Origin of the sequence: Epilithonimonas hispanica (assembly GCF_003385395.1) — a bacterium.
Lineage (GTDB): Bacteria > Bacteroidota > Bacteroidia > Flavobacteriales > Weeksellaceae > Epilithonimonas > Epilithonimonas hispanica.
The window spans coordinates 1-17,842 of sequence record NZ_QNUG01000031.1 but is presented as its reverse complement, the minus strand read 5'-3'; the positions used below and the strand labels follow the sequence as shown (position 1 = coordinate 17,842).

Here is a 17,842-nt window from a genome sequence, read left to right as displayed (position 1 = left end):
TTTTATTTAAAATTTTGGAACATCAAACATCTCATCTTCAGAAAATTTCATAAAACATTCCTCGGCTGTTTTGAATTTTTTTACAATTTTTTTTCCGTATATTGTGAGTGAACTTTTTCCGCCGGATTTCCCGCCCGCTTCTTTGATGACGATTTCTTTGGACGAATTGGCGTTGATGTCCCGCACAATTCCCCACGCTTTTCGATACGGAATTTTCAAAATTTTTGACGCTTCTGTGATGGAACCCAACTCATCGATTTGCTCCAAAAGCCTAGCTCTTCCGATGCCGATTTTCAGTCCGGATTCGGTTTCAATCCAGATTCTGCCTTTGATTTTCAGACTTTCCATATTTTGACTTTTTCTCCGATGTTGATTTCTGTTTCGCCTTCAGCAAATTCCACCAGACAGTTGGCTTGTGCTACAGAATCCATTTTATAAGATTCCTGCGCATTGAGAATTTGTACTTTTCCTTTTGCGTAAAAAGCTTTCAGAAACTGGGTTTGCTCTTTGTTTTTTTTCTTTGCAAAAGATTCTGAAATGCCCAAATCTTGTTCTTCATCAAACTCTTTTCGTCCAATGCAACCGAGCAAAAACGGCTTCACATATTGATGATAGCAGGAAAAAACAGAAGCTGGATTTCCGGGCAACGCAAAAACAAATTTCTCTTCAACTTTTCCGAAATACAAAGGTTTTCCGGGTTTTTGTTTGATTTTGTAAAATAATTCTGAAACACCTATTTTTTCCAAAGCGGGTTTCACATAATCATAATCTCCTACAGAAATTCCGCCTGTAATTAATAAAACATCCACCGTTTCTAAGCCTTTTTTTATAGCAGAAAAAGTCGCTTCCTCCGTATCTTCAACGTGATTAGTGAACGAAAACTGATGATTAATTTCTGCCAAAGCCGATTGAAGCGTGTAGGTGTTAGAATTGTAAATTTCCCCTTCCAGAAGTGGTTTCCCTATTTCCACCAATTCATTTCCCGTATAGAGAAATCCGATTTTTAATTTGTTGTGAACGGCTATTTTTCCGATCCCAAATCCTGCTAAAAACCCGATGACTGCGTGATTTACCAACGTATTTTCTTCAATTATTTTTGTTCCGATTTTGGTTTGAGAAGCTTTCAAACGAATATTTTTTTCTTTTGAAATTTCATCATCATTTAATTGTATTCGGTCGACAATTCTGCTTGTTTTTTCCTGCATAATCACGGTATCGACACCATTAGGAATTTTTGCTCCCGTAAAAATGCGCACCGCTTCTCCTCTACTCAAAATAAAATCGTTTTTGGAAATCCCAGCAGGAATGATTTCAGTGACTTTTAATTCTGAAAAATCTTCCAAATCCTCAAATCGAAATCCGTAACCATCCATCGCAGAATTGTCGAAAGACGGAACATCTATTGGTGCAAAAATCGGTTCTGAGGTGTAAGAACCTTGTGCATCTAAAATTGGGAGCGTCACTTTTTCTGTACGGAAAATTTGTGTTTCTATTATTTTTTTAGCTTCGGAAACGGAGATGAAATGGTTCATTTTTGATGAGTGTTGAATGTTTGATGATGGAAGTCTTAAAGGTCATTTCTTACACAATTTCGAATTATTTCACGCGGGTTACTTCGATGCTTTACAGCCATTTGACCTGGCGTGGACCGGTTTTGGCATCAGTCATACTTACTAAAATTATTTCTCCTTTTTCTTTCAGCGGTTTTCCGTTTTGCTCAAATAATACAAATACTTTTTCGCCAGTCGGATTGTTGAATAATCCTGCCCAAGAAAATGTGGCTTTGTAATCGTCTGAAGCTCTTGCAACAATGTAGAAATTGCGGTCTTTTTGCTCTTGTTGTGCGATTTTTGCTTTTTCCAAAATGTCGGTTAGCAAAACTCCTTTTGTAGATTCTACGCTGTCTTTGGTCAATCCTTTCTGGCAAACAATTTTGAAATCTTTGAGTTCTACGACTTTCATTTTTTTCAAAGAATCCACCGTTAAAGTCAATGGTGTTAAGACATCCCCCGTTACTTTTATTTGTTTACTCACATATTTTAAATCATCTTTCTCGTCGTGTTTGTGGTTTTCTTTTTCTTCAGAATGTTTTTGAGAAGTTTTCGCAGAATTATCGTTCGCTGTATTGGTTGCTTCAGATTTTTTGCATTGTAACATTGTGATTGCAATCATCACAATCGTAATCAAATTGGTTAATTTTTTCATTGGTAATTACTAATGAATTGTTTGAAATCTTATGGTTATGTTTTTTTTATCCTATCGGTTGGCAAAATTTTTATCCGCCAATTTTTATCATACTTCTGTTGATGATTTTCTGGTTGTTTACATTTTCCATTTCGGAGAATTGTCCGCCTTTTTCTTTGTGTTTTTTGATGATTCCGAGTTGGATGAGTTCGGTTACATTTTCATTATTTCTAAAAGATTTTAACAAATCGAATTCATCGGCACCAAACAAACAGTTTTTCATTTTTCCGTCAGATGTGATACGGATTCGATTGCAACCAGCGCAAAAGGAGTTGCTCATTGTAGAAATCAAACCAAAGACACCTTTACTTTCTTTATTAATTCTGTATTTTCTGGAGGTATCATTCTTGCCGTCTGCCACCTTTTCGTAAGTGAAATGTTCTGAAACCAAGGTGAGCATTTCTGAAATGGGAATGACTTTATTTTTCTCCCAAGAATTTCCTGTAAATGGCATAAATTCTATAAACCTCAACTCTATGGGATAATGATGAGAGAGTGCGATAAATTCAGGGATTTCGTCCTCATTGAAACCTCGCATCACAACAACATTTAGTTTTACATTGAATCCACGTTTTATGCTTTCTTTGATATTGTCCCAAACCGTTTGAAAAAGGTCTCTTTTCGTTATGTATTTAAATTTTTCCCGATCAAGAGAATCGATGCTGATATTGAGATTTCTGACGCCACATTTCTCAAATAAATCAAAATATTTATGAAGCAAAACGCCGTTGGTTGTAATTCCAATACGCGCATCCAAGGTAGAAATTTGTTGAATAATGGTTTCAAAATCGGTTCTTACCAAAGGTTCGCCACCTGTAATTCTGATTTTATTGATATTAAATTGTTGAACGAAAATTTTAGAAATTTCGAAAATTTCCTGACTGTTCATCAACTCGATGGAAGGTGTACTTTTGAACGGTTCATCGGGCATACAATACAGACATCGGAAATTGCAACTATCGGTAATCGAGAGTCGGAGATAATCGTGTTTTCGCCCGAAGGAATCGAGTAAATCAGTAGGCTTTGTCATCGTTTTCGGCTTCTGAATTTTTGATTTGTCCGGTCGGAACATCGGGTACATATCTCAAAAAGAAAATGGTACAGAGAAATATCACAACAGAACCGATTGCGGAATACCACGCAAAATCGATATGTTCTTTGTCTAAAGCTTTGTTGATGGTTCCAAACAAAAGCCACATCTGCATACTGACCAACAATATGTAAATGCTGATGATGGCAACCAACATTTCGTTGACGCGGAAGGTTACTTTTTTGATGGGTTTCTTTCGTATTGACATTTTGTTATTTTTAAAGTTTATTTAGAACCTTCGAATGATTGCAACCCGGCTTGAACCCAGCTCTTTTTGTGAATTTTAACTTGGGAAAAGCCTCGGGAAATTTGCAAAAAAACGGGGACTTCAGACGTAAATAGTTGCCAAATTAAATATCGTTTTATCCGTGACTGTTTGTTTCTTTGGCTTCTTTGATGAAATCTGTCACGAAAATTTCATCTTCTTTGATAACAACCGTCAATTGTGGAAGCGGTCTTGGTGGCGGACCTTGAATGACAGAACCATCATCCGGATTGAAAAAACCATGATGACAAGGACATTCTATTACTTTTTCATCGTGATTGTATAGGACAGAACACGAAAGATGCGTGCATTTTTGCTCGAAAACTTTCCATTTGTCTTCGGCTAATCTGATGAGCATATAGGGATTTCTGTGGTCTTCGTTGATGTAGAAAGTCCGCATACCACCAACATTGAGGTCGGTGGTCAATCCCACGAAATATTCGCCGAGTTTTTCCTCTTTTTTGAAATGATTGAACACCGGAATCGCAACATTTGCCAATGCTAAAGTCCCAGAGAAAAAGGTGATGAGTTTGATGAATTCTTTCCGGGAAACGTAGGCTGCTTCTCGTTTTTTGATGGGAAAATCGGCTTTCCAGGCGGGGATTTTTTTATTATCTTCTGACATTGTATTATGATTAAAAAACTTTTAATTCTTCGCTGCCTTTCGGCATCATGATATTCACTTTGGTATTCACGACTTCTTTCCCGAAAATAAAGCGGTTGACAGGTGAACTGTTTGGTCTTTTCTTCGCCACATTTTCTCTGGTATCAAAGGTTAATGCGCCACTCGGACAAACTGTTGCACACATTGGCTTGAGTCCAGTACTTGTTCTGTCGTAGCACATGTTGCATTTCATCATCAGCATTGCGCTTTGGTCCGGAATCTGTGGAACGCCGAACGGACAACCGATGACGCAATTGGCACAACCGATGCATTTGGAAGTATCTGCCGTGTGTACGATTCCGTATTCATCTTTTGTGATTGCGTCTGCCGGACAAACGTTTGCGCAAATAGGGTCTTCGCAGTGCATACAAACCTGAACTGTAGTCTGAATCGTCTCTGCTCTGTCAACATAATGAATATGAATCATTGAGGTTTCTCCGTTGGTTTCACACTCTGCACAAGCCATCTCGCACGCGTGACAGCCAATGCATCGCTGCATATCCACGAAGAACTCCATATCATTAAATTTTTCAAATTGCTCCGCCATAATTTTTTAAAATTTAATATTGAATATCTCTACTTTGGTTGGCAAATTCTTCTGAATTTTCTCCTTTTTTACGTCCTGTTTTTTCCACTTTGCAGGCACAAACTTTAAACTCAGGAATCTTTGAAACCGGGTCCAAAGCATCGATCGTTAATTGGTTTGCAGAATTGACTCCGCCCCAGTGATAAGGAATGAAAACAGTGTCTTGTCTGATGGTCTCCACCACATTTGCAGGAAATAATGCGCTTCCTCGTCTTGTAGAAACTTTAATTAAATCATTTTCTTCGATGCCATATTTCGCTGCCAGTTTTGGATGAATTTCCAGCAAAGGTTCCGGATACAAATCAACCAATTTCCCAATTCTACGGGTTTGTGAACCGCTTAAATATTGGCTTACAACTCTACCCGTCGTCAACACAATAGGATAATCTTCATCTGGTTCTTCAGTTGGTTTTTTATAAGGCGTTGGGTTGAAATGCGCTTTTTTATCGTTTGTATTGAAAACTTTGTCTTCCCAAAGTCTCGGTGTTCCGGGATGGTCTTCGGTTGGACAAGGCCAGAAAATTCCGAGATTTTTTTCTACTCTTTCGTAGGTAATTCCGTAATAATCTGCGGCGCTTCCTCTGGATGCAACTCTTAATTCATTAAAAGTTTCTTCGCTGTTTTTATAATTAAATTTATCACCTTGGCCTAATCTTCTGGCGAGCTCCATTAAAATTTCGCTGTCTCGCTTAGCTTTTCCCGGTGGGTCAACCACTGCACGGATTCTGATGACGCGACCTTCCGCAGAAGTTGTTGTTCCTTCTTCCTCTTCCTGCAAAGAACCAGCGAGAATAATGTTGGCGTGGCGCAAAGTTTCTGATAAAAAGAAATCAATTCCGGCGTAAAACTCTAATTTTTCTAATGCTGCACGAACGTTACTGTTATTTGGCAAAGAAACCAAAGGATTAAAACAAATTGAAAGTAAACCTTTAATCTCGCCTCTGTTGATAGCTTCAATAATTTCATAAGCACTTAAACCTTTTCCGGGCATATCTTCTTCTTTGATTCCCCAGACATTGGCAACAAATTTTCGATGTTCGGGATTTTCGATGTCTCTGTTTCCTGGAAGTTGGTCGCATTTGTGACCGTGTTCACGACCGCCTTGTCCGTTCCCTTGCCCTGTAATCGTTCCGTAACCGCAATAAGGTTTCCCGATTCTACCGGTTGCTAAAACTAAATTGATACAGCTTGAAACATTTTGAACGCCTTTAGAATGATGTTCGATTCCACGAGCGTGCATCAGAAAACTGGTTTTGGCTTTACCCCACATTTCTGCGGCTTTATAAATTAATTCTTTCGGAATTCCGGTTACTTCTTCTCCCCATTCCAAAGTGCAATCTTTTACAGCTTCGGCAGTTTCTTCAAATCCTGAAGTGTAATTATTAATAAAATCGTTATCCAGCCAATTGTTATCAATTAAAACTTTCAACATTGTATTCGTCAACGCAGAATCGGTTCCGGGTCTCAATGGCAGATGAATATCGGCAGTTCTGGCAATCGGAATCTGACGTGGGTCGATGACAATCAATTTGGCTCCGTTATCACGAGCTTCCCAGATTTTATGGGTTAAAACTGGAAAACATTCGCTCACATTTGCTCCGGTAATGATGATGACTTCTGCGTGCGCCAAATCTGCCCAACTGTTGGAAGACCTGTCCATCCCGAAGGCTTTTTTGTTTCCTGCACCTGCACTTACCATACAAAGACGACCGTTATAGTCGAGGTTTGCAGTTTTCAGGGCAACTCTGGCAAATTTCCCGACCATATAACTTTTCTCGTTCGTAATAGAAACGCCGGATAACATTGCGAAGGAATTTTTCCCGTATTTTTCCTGTATTCTTTTGATTTCATTAATGACAACATCGTACGCTTCGTCCCATTCTATCGGCACAAAACCTTTACCTTCTACCCTTTTGTACGGCGAAAGCAAACGGTCCGGATGATTGTCCTGCATGTAGCGCTGTACACCTTTTGGGCAAAGTCTGCCTTCATTAAACGGAAACTCATTCCAAGGTTCAAAACCTACTACTTTTTTGTCTTTTACTTTTAATTGAATGCCACATTGCAAACCACAAAAACAGCAATGCGTTTTTACCAAAGCATCAGGATTTTGAGGATTAGACCTCACGGTACCTTTGTTTGGATAATGTTTGTGCGGTCCGAAAACATTGATAATTTCGTCGGCTGTTACGGGTAATTTTGCCATTTTATTTTAAATTTTAACCAAAATAAGTTCCAGATTCTTGTCGTGCTTTCAGATGCGCTTTTGCAAGCATTGCCCGTTTTCCTTCCGGACTAAAATCCAAGTAGCTTTTCCCTTCTTCATTTTCTAAATCGAATCCCATTTCTTGGGTTATTTCTTTTAAATCTTCTATGTGCATTGAAGTCGTATATTCATCGCCGGTGTGCGGACAAGTTTGCATTCCACGGCGTTTTCCTTCAATTTTATAGATGTTTGCGCCAACTTGCGCCGGTCTTTGAAAAATGTGAAAAAATTTTCCGAACGGAATCCACATCAGAAACATTGCAACGGTAATTGCGTGAATAATTGCCATAAACTGGCTCATCTTTCCTTCGAGATAAGAATAATCAAACCAAATTCCCAAACCAGTGACGGAAACTGCTACAAGTAAAATCAAGGGAAGCCAGTCTCTTTCAAACCATTGTGTTGCGATTAATCCTTCATCTACAAACCTTCTGTGCATCATAATTAAACAACCTACGATGACCATAATCGCCGTCCAAACCAAAATGTGGAAAAGAATGGTCGCCATTACTGTATTTAAAGGAAAAGTCATCACTGTGAAACCCAACAGATGGGTTTCGTACATATCGATTGTGCCCTCTTTCAGGGTAAAATGCATCCATCCGAAAGTCAATCCAAATGTTACGGCAAAAGAAATCAAACATCCTGTAGCCAAGAGAAAATGCCCAAACCATCGCATTCTTCCTCTTGGCATAATAAATTTTTGAAATAAAATATTACGAATAGAAAGACGAACAACCTCTTTCATATAAATAGGATAATCTTTGCTGAAAATGAATTCCCAGGTGCGCTTCCAATATTTCTGTGTTGCAGGACGCTGTTTCCAGACTGAGTGATGATATACCACTCCGAAAGTCATACTAATGGTTCCGAAGAAATAGATACTGAGCGCCGCATCAAAATTCTGCAGATTGACAGAGCCGATAACCGTGGTAGCAATCACAACGAGGGTTGCAATAATAGCGTTGATGAATGCTTTTTTATTGATATTTGTAAAAATGCTGAACATTTTGAAGAATTTTAATGATAACTCACTTACGATCAAAGAAGAACGTTTATTTTCTTTCACAAATATACAGCAATAGATTCTTAAATAAGACTAATTTATCTTATTTAAAATGATTCAAAATAAATAGTTTAAATAATACAAACTAGTTAACTGAATGACAAACCTTTATCATTAATATGATTTGCATCATACCGATCTTATTTAACTGATTTCTTCAAATCGCACCTATTCAGATTCAATCCATCAATCAAAATCCAAAAAAAAATACCTATTAAAAGGTGCTTAAAAACTTTTTCTATTATTTTATATTATTTCTTGATTGATTTTAATTTATTGAGGTTTACTATTTCAATTTTTTTACCTGTAAATGAGATGATATCTTCATTTTCCATTTCTTAAATTACGCGATAAATAGTCTCATAGGTTGTTCCTACATAGGCGGCCAAATCTGTTTTGGTAAGCTCTGCTTTTAAAACATTTTCTTTATCAAGCCCTAAATGATTGATAAGATATAAAAGATTAACGACGAAACGTTCTTTTACAGACAAATGAACCAAACTTCCCATCTTTTGTTCCGACCAATGAAGTTCATCTGCATAAAACATCATCAGTCTATAAGCAAAAGTATTATTGGTTTTCAGCAGGGTTTTAAAAAAATCGAGTTCTAAAAAGCAAAGAACAGAATCTTTCATCGAAGTGGCAGAAATTGGAGAAAGAGAGTTTCCGACTGAAATTCCCCGATGTCCAACAATATCTCCTTCTTTTGCAAATCTCATAATCATTTCACGTTGTCCCCAATGTTTATGAACTTTTACAAAACCTTTGTGAATAAAATAAATACCCAAAGTTTCCGTCCCTTCATCTATGAATTTTTGTCCTTTTTTGACTTTGATAATAGTTTGTTTTGTTTGAAATAAATCCCACCATTCAGGCAATGTGTTTTCATATAAAAAAACAATTTTTGATGTAATCATCTAATTTGTTATTCATAATCGAAGACTAAGGTTTTTTTTGCAAATTTAGATTATCAGCTTTGAATTACAAGCAAGTTAAGCAAATATCAAGATTTGTTGTTATTTTAGAATAATCATATTTATCTGCGATTCTATAGATTATACTTAAATATCCAAATCTATTTTAAACAACTTTTAGAATAAATACTCTTGACGAATTCAAACATACTTTTGCTTTTTAACAAGAAGAATTTCAAATACAACTATAGATTTTTAATTGATTCTACATATCAAATTATAGCTCATATTTCGTTTAACACCTTCAAAATATTATCAATATCTGCTAATAAATGGTTTCGATAGAGTCCTGTTAAGTTCACAAACACCCAAAATGGCTTCAATTTAATGCAAATTGAGCCATTTTGTTTGCTTTTGATTCCAAAATAAGCCAAATCATAATTTTTATTGTTTTAGTAAATCCATTTTAAGGAAATAAGAAATGGCAGTAATATATTTAGATGTATAAATCAAAAAAAACGAACTATACAATTAAATGTACCATATAGATGATATTTTTAAAGGTCTCTTTCTAATATTATTTACCTTCAATAACACTATCATAAAGGATTTTGCTGAAATCTACTTTTCCTATGTTCAAAAGGTTTTTTTTATGAACCAAACTCATTTAATGATCAGCAGCCAATTTTCTCACCATCCCTTCAAAGATCAATCCATGAAAAGGCAATACAGAAAACCAATACAACCTTCCCCACAATCCTTTTGGTCGAAAAACTGCCTTCTGCCAGAGTTTGCCCTTATATAGCTTGAACATCAGCCAAGCTTCTCCGGGCAGTTTCATTTCAGCAATAAGAATCAATTTACCTTCTTGCCTATTGGCATAAAGCACACGCCAAAAATCCAAAGCGTCACCTTCGTGAAGTTGCAGCGGATGCGTTCTTCCTCTTCTCAATCCAGGACCACCAACCAAGACATCCATATAACCTTGTATTTTCCAAAGATTTTGTCCGTACCATCCGTTTTTGCCGCCCAAACCAAAAACACGGTCGAGACATTTTTCACGGTCGTCATATTTTTCACTTCGAACGTCTTTAAAACAGCCCAAATGTGGAACTTCAATAAATTCCTTCAGGGAAGAATCATTTCTGCTGCTTATAAAACTGTCTTTCCAGCTGGAACGAATTTCGTTGGCCTGAATCTTTGCCATCGTTCTCTCCAAAGCCTGTGTGTAAGAAAATGGCTGTATTCCGGTTATTTTTTTAATCTCTGATAAACTTTCTTTGTTGCAGACTACCTCAATTTTCATACTTCCAACAAGTGAACTTGCCAAGCTGTAAGTGGTTGAAGTAATGAAATATAACCAGTAGGAAGATAATTTTGGGGTCATTACCGGTATTGTAATAATGGTTCGTTTCAAACCTCGGATTTTCGCGAAACCCAGCAATATTTCTTTGTAAGTCAAGACATCATCACAGCCAATATCAAAACTTTTACGGTATGTTTCTTTTTTGAACAAAGTAAAAATTAAAAAATCTAAAACATTCGCAATTCCTATGGGTTGACATTTGGTATTGAGCCATTTTGGCGTAATCATTATCGGTAGTTTTTCAACCAAATCTCTAATGATTTCAAATGATGCACTTCCGGAACCGATGATAATCCCAGCTCGTAAAACCGTTGTTGGAATTTTAGATTCAATTAAGATCTTTTCAACATTAAATCTTGAATTCAAATGCTTTGACAATTCTTTCTGATTGACTAATCCTGATAGATATATAATGTGTTTGCAATCCGTCTTTTCAATTGCTGAAACAAAATTCTGAGCACAGATTTTCTCTGATTCTTCGTAATCACCATTCGCACTCATAGAATGGATTAGATAATACGCCCCTGAAATATCCGCCGGAATATTCTTTAAAGATTCCTCTTTCAAGAAATCAACTTCTATAACTTCTATCAAATCATCTTTGATTCCTGCAGGTTTAGAAAATCGGCTAACGTCACGGCAGCAGCAGAGCACTTTGTAACCTTGCTCTGTAATCACACTGACCATCCTTTTCCCGATATAACCTGTTGCTCCTGTTAATAAAATTTTTTTCATGAGATTAATTTGAATCAGTTAAAGATCTTTTTGAATTTTAAATCTTTTCTAAAAGATGCCCGAAATAATCTTTCTTTGTCGTAAGATAAGACGAATTGACAGGATTTGATTCAATTTCCAAAGGAATTCTTTTATTAAGCAAAATTCCGCTGTTGTAGAAAGCTTTCAGTTTTTCTGGATTATTGGTCAACAAATTTACTTCAGTAACTTTAAGAATTTTCAACATCTCGATTGCGACATCAAAATTTCTACCGTCCGCCGGTAAGCCTAATCTCAAATTAGCTTCTACCGTATCAAAACCTTCTTCCTGAAGAGCATAAGCTTTTAATTTATTGATGATTCCTATATTTCTGCCTTCCTGTCTGAGATAGATAATCATTCCTCCGTTTTCCGACATAAATTTCATTGCGGCATCCAATTGTTGTCCACATTCACATTTCCTTGAATGAAAAACTTCTCCAGTTATGCACTCCGAATGGAAGCGTACATTGACAACTTCATTAAAATCTGTTTTTTCAGCAACCCAAACCAAATGCGGATTCCAGTCATTTTCGTTTTCAGAAAATGCAAAGACGGTAAACATTCCAAAATCGGTTGGTACATTAGATTGAGCCTGTATTTTAATCATTACTTATATTTTGAATCATTGTTATAGTACAAATTTATACTTTATTTATTTAATTAGTAAAATTAATTACTAAATTTGTTGATAAATAAAATCAATAATGGAACAAGAAAATATAATTACAGAAGAAAAAATATTTGAATTGTATGGCGACTATATTTTAAATCACGGCGAGAGGCCAAAAAATATTTACCGCTTTGTGAAAGACAATGAGTTTGAAGAAAAAGATTTCTATGATTACTTTTCAAGCTTTGAACAGATTGAAAAATCAATGTTGGTCTATCTTTTCAATAAATCTGTTGAATTAGCTACGGAAGTTAAAAGTTCAAATCAAATTACTTCCAAAGAAAAACTGTTGAATGTTTATTTTATCTTTTTTGAAAATATGACGATGAACCGTTCTTTGGTCCTTATGATTTTGGGAAACAATAAATTACATTCAGCAAAAATATTTAGTCACCTGAAAGAAGCACATCGTCAATTCATCAAAACTCTTGATTTTAACGATTGGGAAATGATTCAAAAAGCGAAAGATGATGTGAAAAATTTCCACGAAAAAGCTCGTGAAGAAGCTTTATGGATTCATTTGGTTTCCGCCATAGATTTTTGGAAAAAAGACACTTCGCCGTCATTTGAAAAGACAGATATCTTCATCGAAAAAACAATTGATACAGTATTTGAACTGATGGATAACGAACCTTTAAGAAAAGTACTTGATCTTGGAAAGTTTTTGTTCAAAGAAAAATTTAAAAAATAGTAGATGAAAACACTCAGTAAAATACCAACCGGAAAATTAGAAAGAACCAGCAGTTTGCTGAAAGCGGGCGCAAAAGTGGGCGTTAATTATATCAAATACTACGGAAATAAAATCACGAAGGAAAAAGATGAAGAAGAAGCGAGAAAAACTTTGAATGAAGACAACGCAACAGACATTTATGATTCTCTTAAAGAACTGAAAGGTTCAGCCCTGAAAGTCGCCCAAATGTTAAGTATGGAGAAAAACATTCTTCCGCAAGCTTACGTTGAGAAATTTTCTTTGTCACAGTTTTCGGTTCCGCCGCTTTCAGGTGCTTTAGTGAAGAAAACTTTCAGAAAATATTTCGGTAAAAACCCTGAGGATCTATTTGATGAATTTACGAATGAATCTGTCAACGCAGCAAGCATCGGGCAAGTTCATAAAGCAAAGAAAGATGGTCAGAATTTTGCCGTAAAAATTCAATATCCCGGCGTTAGAGAAAGTATTTCCAGCGATTTGAAAATGGTAAAACCAATTGCGATGAAAATGTTCAACATCAAAAAAGAAGGTTCAGAATCCTATTTTCAGGAAGTGGAAAATAAATTGTTTGAGGAAACAGATTATAATCTCGAACTAAAAAGAAGTCAGGAAATCTCTGAAAAATGCGCCCATCTACCGAATCTTCAGTTCCCCAAATATTATCCGGAATTCTCTTGTGAAAGAATCATCACAATGGATTGGATGAACGGAAAGCATTTCTCGGAATTCACAAAATTGGGTCATTCTCAGGAAGATTTAAACAAAATAGGACAAACGCTTTGGAATTTCTATATGTACCAAATGCACGTTTTGAAACTGGTTCATGCAGATCCACATCCAGGAAATTTCCTGGTTTCAGAAGATAAAAAACTGCTCGTGATTGATTTCGGATGTATTAAAGAAATTCCAAATGATTTTTATAGACCCTACTTTGAGTTGGCTAAGCTTGAGAATCTTAATAATCCTGAATTTTACAAAGAAAAATTATACAATCTGGAGATTTTGAGTTCTAATGATTCTGCTAAAGAACAGGAATTTTTCACCAAATTATTCTACGAACTGCTGGAATTGTTCACAAGACCTTTTAACGCAGAAATTTTTGATTTTTCTGATGAATCTTTCTTTCAGGAAATTGCAGATCTGGGTCAGAAATATGCAAAAATCAGTGATATTAAAGGGATGAATACCAACAGAGGTTCGAAGCATTTTATTTATCTGAACCGTACATTCTTTGGTTTGTACAATATGATGCACGATTTGAAAGCGAAAAATATCGTGATTAATCAATATAAAAATTACATCCAATAAATGCCAGCCAACTTACCTTCAAAGATTTGTGAAGTATGCGGACTGCCCTTCAACTGGCGAAAAAAATGGAAAAAAACTGGGACGAAGTAAAATATTGCAGCGAAAAATGCCGAAGAAATAAATGTTTAAAATCTTCAGATTAAATATAAAAATTTGAAAAATATGCCATCCAAAAAAGTAAGTACGGCGCAATTGATATTTCCGCACCAGCTTTTTAAAGACACAGATTATCTGGATAAAAATCAACCGGTTTTCCTGGTGGAAGAGTTTCTGTTTTTTAAACAATACAAATTTCATAAACAAAAAATTGCCTTGCAAAGGGCGAGTATGAAATTTTATGAGGAATATTTGAAAAAAAAAAATTCAAGGTTGAATATATTGACAGTACTTCCCCACTTTCTGATGTACGAAATTTAATTAAACATTTAGAAAAAGAAAAATTTAAAAAAATCTTCATTACGGATGTTTGCGACGATTGGCTTGAAAAGAGAATTAAGGAAACGAAGCTGGAATTAGAAATTATTGAAACTCCTTTATTCATAAACACTCGTGAAGAATTGAAAGACTATTTTGATAATAAAATATCTTATCATCAAACTGATTTTTACAAGCAGCAGAGAATTTCACGAAATATTTTTATGAGAGCAGGAAAACCTATCGGTGGAAAATGGACTTTCGATACAGAAAACCGTAAAAAATATCCTAAAAATAAGAAACCGCCGTCGATTCACTTTCCTGAAAATAGCAAATATGATGAGGAAGCGAAAATGTATACAGAGAAAAACTTCAGTGAAAATTATGGTAATTTAACTTCATATCAGCTTTATCCGGTCACTTTTGAAGAAGCAGAAAGCTGGCTGAATCAGTTTCTGGAACTGCGGTTTGCTGATTTTGGAATCTACGAAGACAGCATCGTGGAGCGTGAACATTTTCTGCATCACAGCGTGCTTTCTCCACTGTTAAACATTGGACTTTTGACTGCCGAAAACGTTTTAAAAGAAGCGATTGATTATGCAGGAGAATATAAAACTCCCGTCAATTCTCTTGAAGGTTTTGTGCGGCAGATTTTGGGCTGGAGAGAGTTCGTGAGGGGAATTTATCTCTATCAGGGAACTTTTCAGCGGAATAAAAATTATTGGAAACATCATAATCCACTCCCCGAATCTTTTTATACTGGAAAGACGGAAATTAAACCGATTGACAGCACAATTAAAAAGGTTTTGGAGACCGGTTATGCGCATCACATCGAACGTTTAATGATTTTCGCCAACTTTATGAGCTTGTTGAATCTTAATCCCAACGACGTTTATCAATGGTTTATGGAAATGTTCATCGATTCTTACGATTGGGTAATGGTTCCGAACGTTTATGGAATGAGCAGTTTTTCTGACGGGGGAAAAATGAGTACAAAACCGTACATCAGCGGAAGCAATTACATTAAAAAAATGAGCGATTACACCGATGGCGACTGGACGGAAAAATGAGATGCCCTCTTTTGGAATTTTGTGAATGACAAACAGGAATTTTTCAAAACAAATCCGAGATTGGGAATGATGTTGCGAACTTTAGACAAAATGACGGATCAGAAAAAATCCGAATATTTTAAAATTGCGAAACGTACGATTAAAAATTTAAAATAATGGTGAAAGAATTTAATTTAATACAGACAGACCGTATCATTGAAATGGCTTGGGAAGACCGAACGCCGTTTGAAGCGATAGAATTTCAGTTTGGTATTTCTGAATCTCAAGTGATTGAAATGATGAGGACAGAACTGAAACCATCAAGTTTTCGGCTCTGGAGAAAGAGAGTAAATTCGGGAACTAGCCAGAAACATTTGATGAAGAGAAATCCTGAGATTAGCAGGTTTAAATGTACGAGACAAAAGGCAATCAGTCATAATAAGATTTCAAAACGGTAAAATATTACAAAAATGAAAAACATAGTCATTATCGGTTGCGGACAGGGAATTGGGTTTGCTGCTGCAAAAATACTGTCGGAAAATCACAATGTAATCGGCATTTCAAGAACAGAAAATACTGAAATTAAAAATTTAAATATTCAATTTCATCCAATGGATATCCTTTCGGGGAATCTGAATGAAATTATATTCCCTGAAGTTATTGACGGATTGGTCTATGCGCCGGGAAGCATTAATTTAAAACCATTTAACCGTCTTTCGATTGAAGATTTTGAGAACGATTTCGAAGTCAATGTTTTGGGTGCAGTGAAAGCGATTCAGAAACTGTTGCCTAATTTGAAGAAGTCGGAAAGTGCTTCTGTTGTATTGTTCAGTTCAGTGGCTGCAAAGCTGGGAATGCCTTTTCACGCCTCGATTTCTGCAAGTAAAAGTGCTGTTGAAGGCTTAACGAAAAGTCTGGCCGCAGAATTGTCTGCTCAGAAAGTAAGAGTGAATGCAATTGCACCTTCTTTAACGGATACCAATCTCGCTTCAACACTTCTTTCAACACCTCAAAAACGGGAAGCATCCGGAAAGAGACATCCGTTGCAAAGAGTGGGGACTGCCGACGAAATCGCAAAAATGGTAGAGTTTTTATTAGATGAAAATTCATCGTGGATCACAGGACAGATCATCGGTATTGACGGCGGAATGGGTAACATCAAATTGTAACCATTCCCAAAAACTAATATCTTTACCATAAATTACAGCGATGCAAACTGATTTTATCATAGAATTACTTCATCAAGTCAAAGAATTTGAAAATTCTGATGCTTGCAAACCCAACTCTACCGTTGATGATTTCCGCATTTGGATGAATGATAAAAAATATTACGACGAGAGTCCGACCAAACTTTTTAAGAATGAAAAACATCAGGTTTCATTTATCGAAAATGAAATTTGCAAACAGGTTCTCTTATTAGGACGATATTCTAAATTACTGATAAGAAAAGGTTTGGGAGATTTTCCTGAGTTAGCGAATGAAGAATTTACTTATCTGTACCGATTGAAAGACGAACCTTTTTTAACGAAAATTCAGTTGATCGAAAAAAACGGTCACGAGAAGCAGACCGGAACTCAAATCATCAAAAGACTTTTGGAAGCAGGATTTTTGGAGGAGAAAAATGATAAAGACGATAAGCGCAGCAAACGACTTAATTTGACTAAAAAAGGCGAAGAAATTTTCCACGCCTCGTTATCAGATGTGAATTTAACTTCAAAAATTTTATCCGGAAAGCTTGAAAAAGATGAAAAGAATGAACTTCTGAGGATTTTGAAAAAACTAAATGAATTTCATTCGCATATCTATGCTGACTATAAAAGCGCTGATATTAATATGATTGTTAAAATTTTCGGATGAATTTTAGTTAATAATATACTTAGATATCACTTAATACCTTCAAAGTATTATCTATATCTTCCAACAAATGGTTTGTATAGAGTCCTGTCAAGTTCACTTAACAGGACTATGTGTTTAAAAATTAACAATCTATAATTTTCTTTCTTCCAAAACCTTTTTTAAAAGTTGCATATCCTCACAAATCTTTGCTTCTTGAATCTTAGCATAATGTTGCGTCATTCTAATATTACTATGTCCTAGCATTTTACTTACAGTTTCTATTGGCACACCATTATTTAATGTTATGGTTGTTGCAAACGTATGTCTTGCTGTATGAAACGTGATATCAAAATCTATATTACAGATATCGCCAATTTCTTTCAAATATTCATTTATTTTCTGATTACTGTATACAGGTAAAAGTTTTTCTGTATCACAACATTTTGGATGAGACTTATATTTGTCTAATATTTCTTTAGCAGTCGGAAGTAAAGGTATTCGCGCTAAGAGTTTAGTTTTAGTTCTTTCAATTTTAATTAGTGGATGTAGTAATTTAGCGTCCAGTTAAAGTTAAGCATAAAACCTTATTTTTAACCTATGAAACGAGAGAGAAAAATCTATGATCCAACATTTAAAACC

19 protein-coding genes and 2 pseudogenes are annotated in these 17,842 nt (G+C 35.7%); 8 read left to right on the top strand and 13 right to left on the bottom strand.

Going from position 1 to position 17,842, the window contains the following annotated elements:
- Positions 1-6 precede the first annotated feature (6 nt).
- From DRF58_RS13295 to ribA, 12 genes are all read right to left on the bottom strand, one after another.
- Positions 7-348 carry a winged helix-turn-helix domain-containing protein gene (locus DRF58_RS13295; protein ID WP_116036150.1) on the bottom strand — a complete coding sequence of 114 codons (342 nt, stop codon included), beginning with the start codon at positions 346-348 and terminating at the stop codon, positions 7-9.
- Entirely contained in the window at positions 336-1,532 is a 1,197-nt protein-coding gene (locus DRF58_RS13290) for a molybdopterin molybdotransferase MoeA (protein WP_116036148.1), read from the bottom strand. Before DRF58_RS13290 ends, DRF58_RS13295 begins: the two co-directional genes overlap by 13 nt.
- 91 nt (positions 1,533-1,623) lie before the next feature.
- A complete protein-coding gene (locus tag DRF58_RS13285) occupies positions 1,624-2,205 on the bottom strand; it encodes a molybdopterin-dependent oxidoreductase (RefSeq protein ID WP_116036147.1) in 582 nt (193 codons plus the stop codon).
- Positions 2,206-2,275: 70 nt separating this feature from the next.
- On the bottom strand, positions 2,276-3,274 hold the full coding sequence (gene moaA, locus DRF58_RS13280) for a GTP 3',8-cyclase MoaA (protein WP_034981160.1): 999 nt from the start codon (positions 3,272-3,274) through the stop codon (positions 2,276-2,278).
- Entirely contained in the window at positions 3,258-3,542 is a 285-nt protein-coding gene (locus DRF58_RS13275; RefSeq protein ID WP_028122323.1) for a DUF6755 family protein, read from the bottom strand. The genes moaA and DRF58_RS13275 overlap by 17 nt, the downstream gene beginning before the upstream one ends.
- Before the next feature lie 154 nt (positions 3,543-3,696).
- Positions 3,697-4,224: a QcrA and Rieske domain-containing protein gene (locus DRF58_RS13270; protein WP_116036145.1), complete on the bottom strand. Its 528-nt coding sequence runs from the start codon at positions 4,222-4,224 to the stop codon at positions 3,697-3,699.
- A 10-nt stretch (positions 4,225-4,234) separates the two neighbouring features.
- Positions 4,235-4,810 (bottom strand): 4Fe-4S dicluster domain-containing protein, encoded by a 576-nt coding sequence (locus DRF58_RS13265; protein ID WP_028122325.1) that lies wholly within the window; start codon positions 4,808-4,810, stop codon positions 4,235-4,237.
- A 13-nt stretch (positions 4,811-4,823) separates the two neighbouring features.
- Positions 4,824-7,055, bottom strand: coding sequence for a molybdopterin oxidoreductase family protein (locus DRF58_RS13260; RefSeq protein WP_116036144.1), 2,232 nt, complete (start codon positions 7,053-7,055; stop codon positions 4,824-4,826).
- 13 nt (positions 7,056-7,068) lie between these two features.
- Positions 7,069-8,124 carry an MFS transporter gene (locus DRF58_RS13255; RefSeq protein WP_116036207.1) on the bottom strand — a complete coding sequence of 352 codons (1,056 nt, stop codon included), beginning with the start codon at positions 8,122-8,124 and terminating at the stop codon, positions 7,069-7,071.
- 395 nt (positions 8,125-8,519) lie between these two features.
- Entirely contained in the window at positions 8,520-9,098 is a 579-nt protein-coding gene (locus DRF58_RS13250; protein ID WP_116036142.1) for a Crp/Fnr family transcriptional regulator, read from the bottom strand.
- A gap of 664 nt (positions 9,099-9,762) precedes the next feature.
- On the bottom strand, positions 9,763-11,196 hold the full coding sequence (locus DRF58_RS13245; RefSeq protein WP_116036140.1) for an SDR family oxidoreductase: 1,434 nt from the start codon (positions 11,194-11,196) through the stop codon (positions 9,763-9,765).
- Positions 11,197-11,233: 37 nt separating this feature from the next.
- Positions 11,234-11,824 (bottom strand): GTP cyclohydrolase II, encoded by a 591-nt coding sequence (gene ribA / locus DRF58_RS13240; protein ID WP_116036139.1) that lies wholly within the window; start codon positions 11,822-11,824, stop codon positions 11,234-11,236.
- A 97-nt stretch (positions 11,825-11,921) separates the two neighbouring features.
- Between ribA and DRF58_RS13235 the strand changes: the two genes are divergently transcribed.
- The 8 genes and pseudogenes from DRF58_RS13235 (at position 11,922) to DRF58_RS13205 (ending at position 17,224) form a co-directional block, all read left to right on the top strand.
- Positions 11,922-12,578, top strand: a complete 657-nt coding sequence (locus DRF58_RS13235) for a TetR family transcriptional regulator C-terminal domain-containing protein (RefSeq protein ID WP_116036137.1) — start codon at positions 11,922-11,924, stop codon at positions 12,576-12,578.
- A gap of 3 nt (positions 12,579-12,581) precedes the next feature.
- Entirely contained in the window at positions 12,582-13,904 is a 1,323-nt protein-coding gene (locus tag DRF58_RS13230) for an ABC1 kinase family protein (protein WP_116036136.1), read from the top strand.
- A pseudogene (locus tag DRF58_RS13225) lies at positions 13,905-14,047 on the top strand (DUF2256 domain-containing protein). It begins immediately after the preceding gene.
- Between the two features lie 19 nt (positions 14,048-14,066).
- Positions 14,067-14,659: pseudogene (locus DRF58_RS19155) on the top strand (cryptochrome/photolyase family protein); the annotation flags it as partial.
- A gap of 12 nt (positions 14,660-14,671) precedes the next feature.
- Positions 14,672-15,388 carry an FAD-binding domain-containing protein gene (locus DRF58_RS19150; RefSeq protein WP_379883731.1) on the top strand — a complete coding sequence of 239 codons (717 nt, stop codon included), beginning with the start codon at positions 14,672-14,674 and terminating at the stop codon, positions 15,386-15,388.
- Positions 15,389-15,543: 155 nt separating this feature from the next.
- The gene (locus DRF58_RS13215) at positions 15,544-15,825 is read left to right on the top strand and encodes a TIGR03643 family protein (protein WP_116036135.1); all 282 of its coding nucleotides are present in this window, start codon (positions 15,544-15,546) and stop codon (positions 15,823-15,825) included.
- 12 nt (positions 15,826-15,837) lie between these two features.
- Positions 15,838-16,536 (top strand): SDR family NAD(P)-dependent oxidoreductase, encoded by a 699-nt coding sequence (locus DRF58_RS13210; protein WP_116036133.1) that lies wholly within the window; start codon positions 15,838-15,840, stop codon positions 16,534-16,536.
- A gap of 40 nt (positions 16,537-16,576) precedes the next feature.
- Positions 16,577-17,224: a MarR family winged helix-turn-helix transcriptional regulator gene (locus DRF58_RS13205; protein ID WP_116036131.1), complete on the top strand. Its 648-nt coding sequence runs from the start codon at positions 16,577-16,579 to the stop codon at positions 17,222-17,224.
- A gap of 129 nt (positions 17,225-17,353) precedes the next feature.
- On the opposite strand, the gene DRF58_RS13200 is transcribed toward DRF58_RS13205, so the two are convergent.
- A complete protein-coding gene (locus DRF58_RS13200; protein WP_317124866.1) occupies positions 17,354-17,734 on the bottom strand; it encodes a site-specific integrase in 381 nt (126 codons plus the stop codon).
- Between the last annotated feature and the right edge of the window lie 108 nt (positions 17,735-17,842).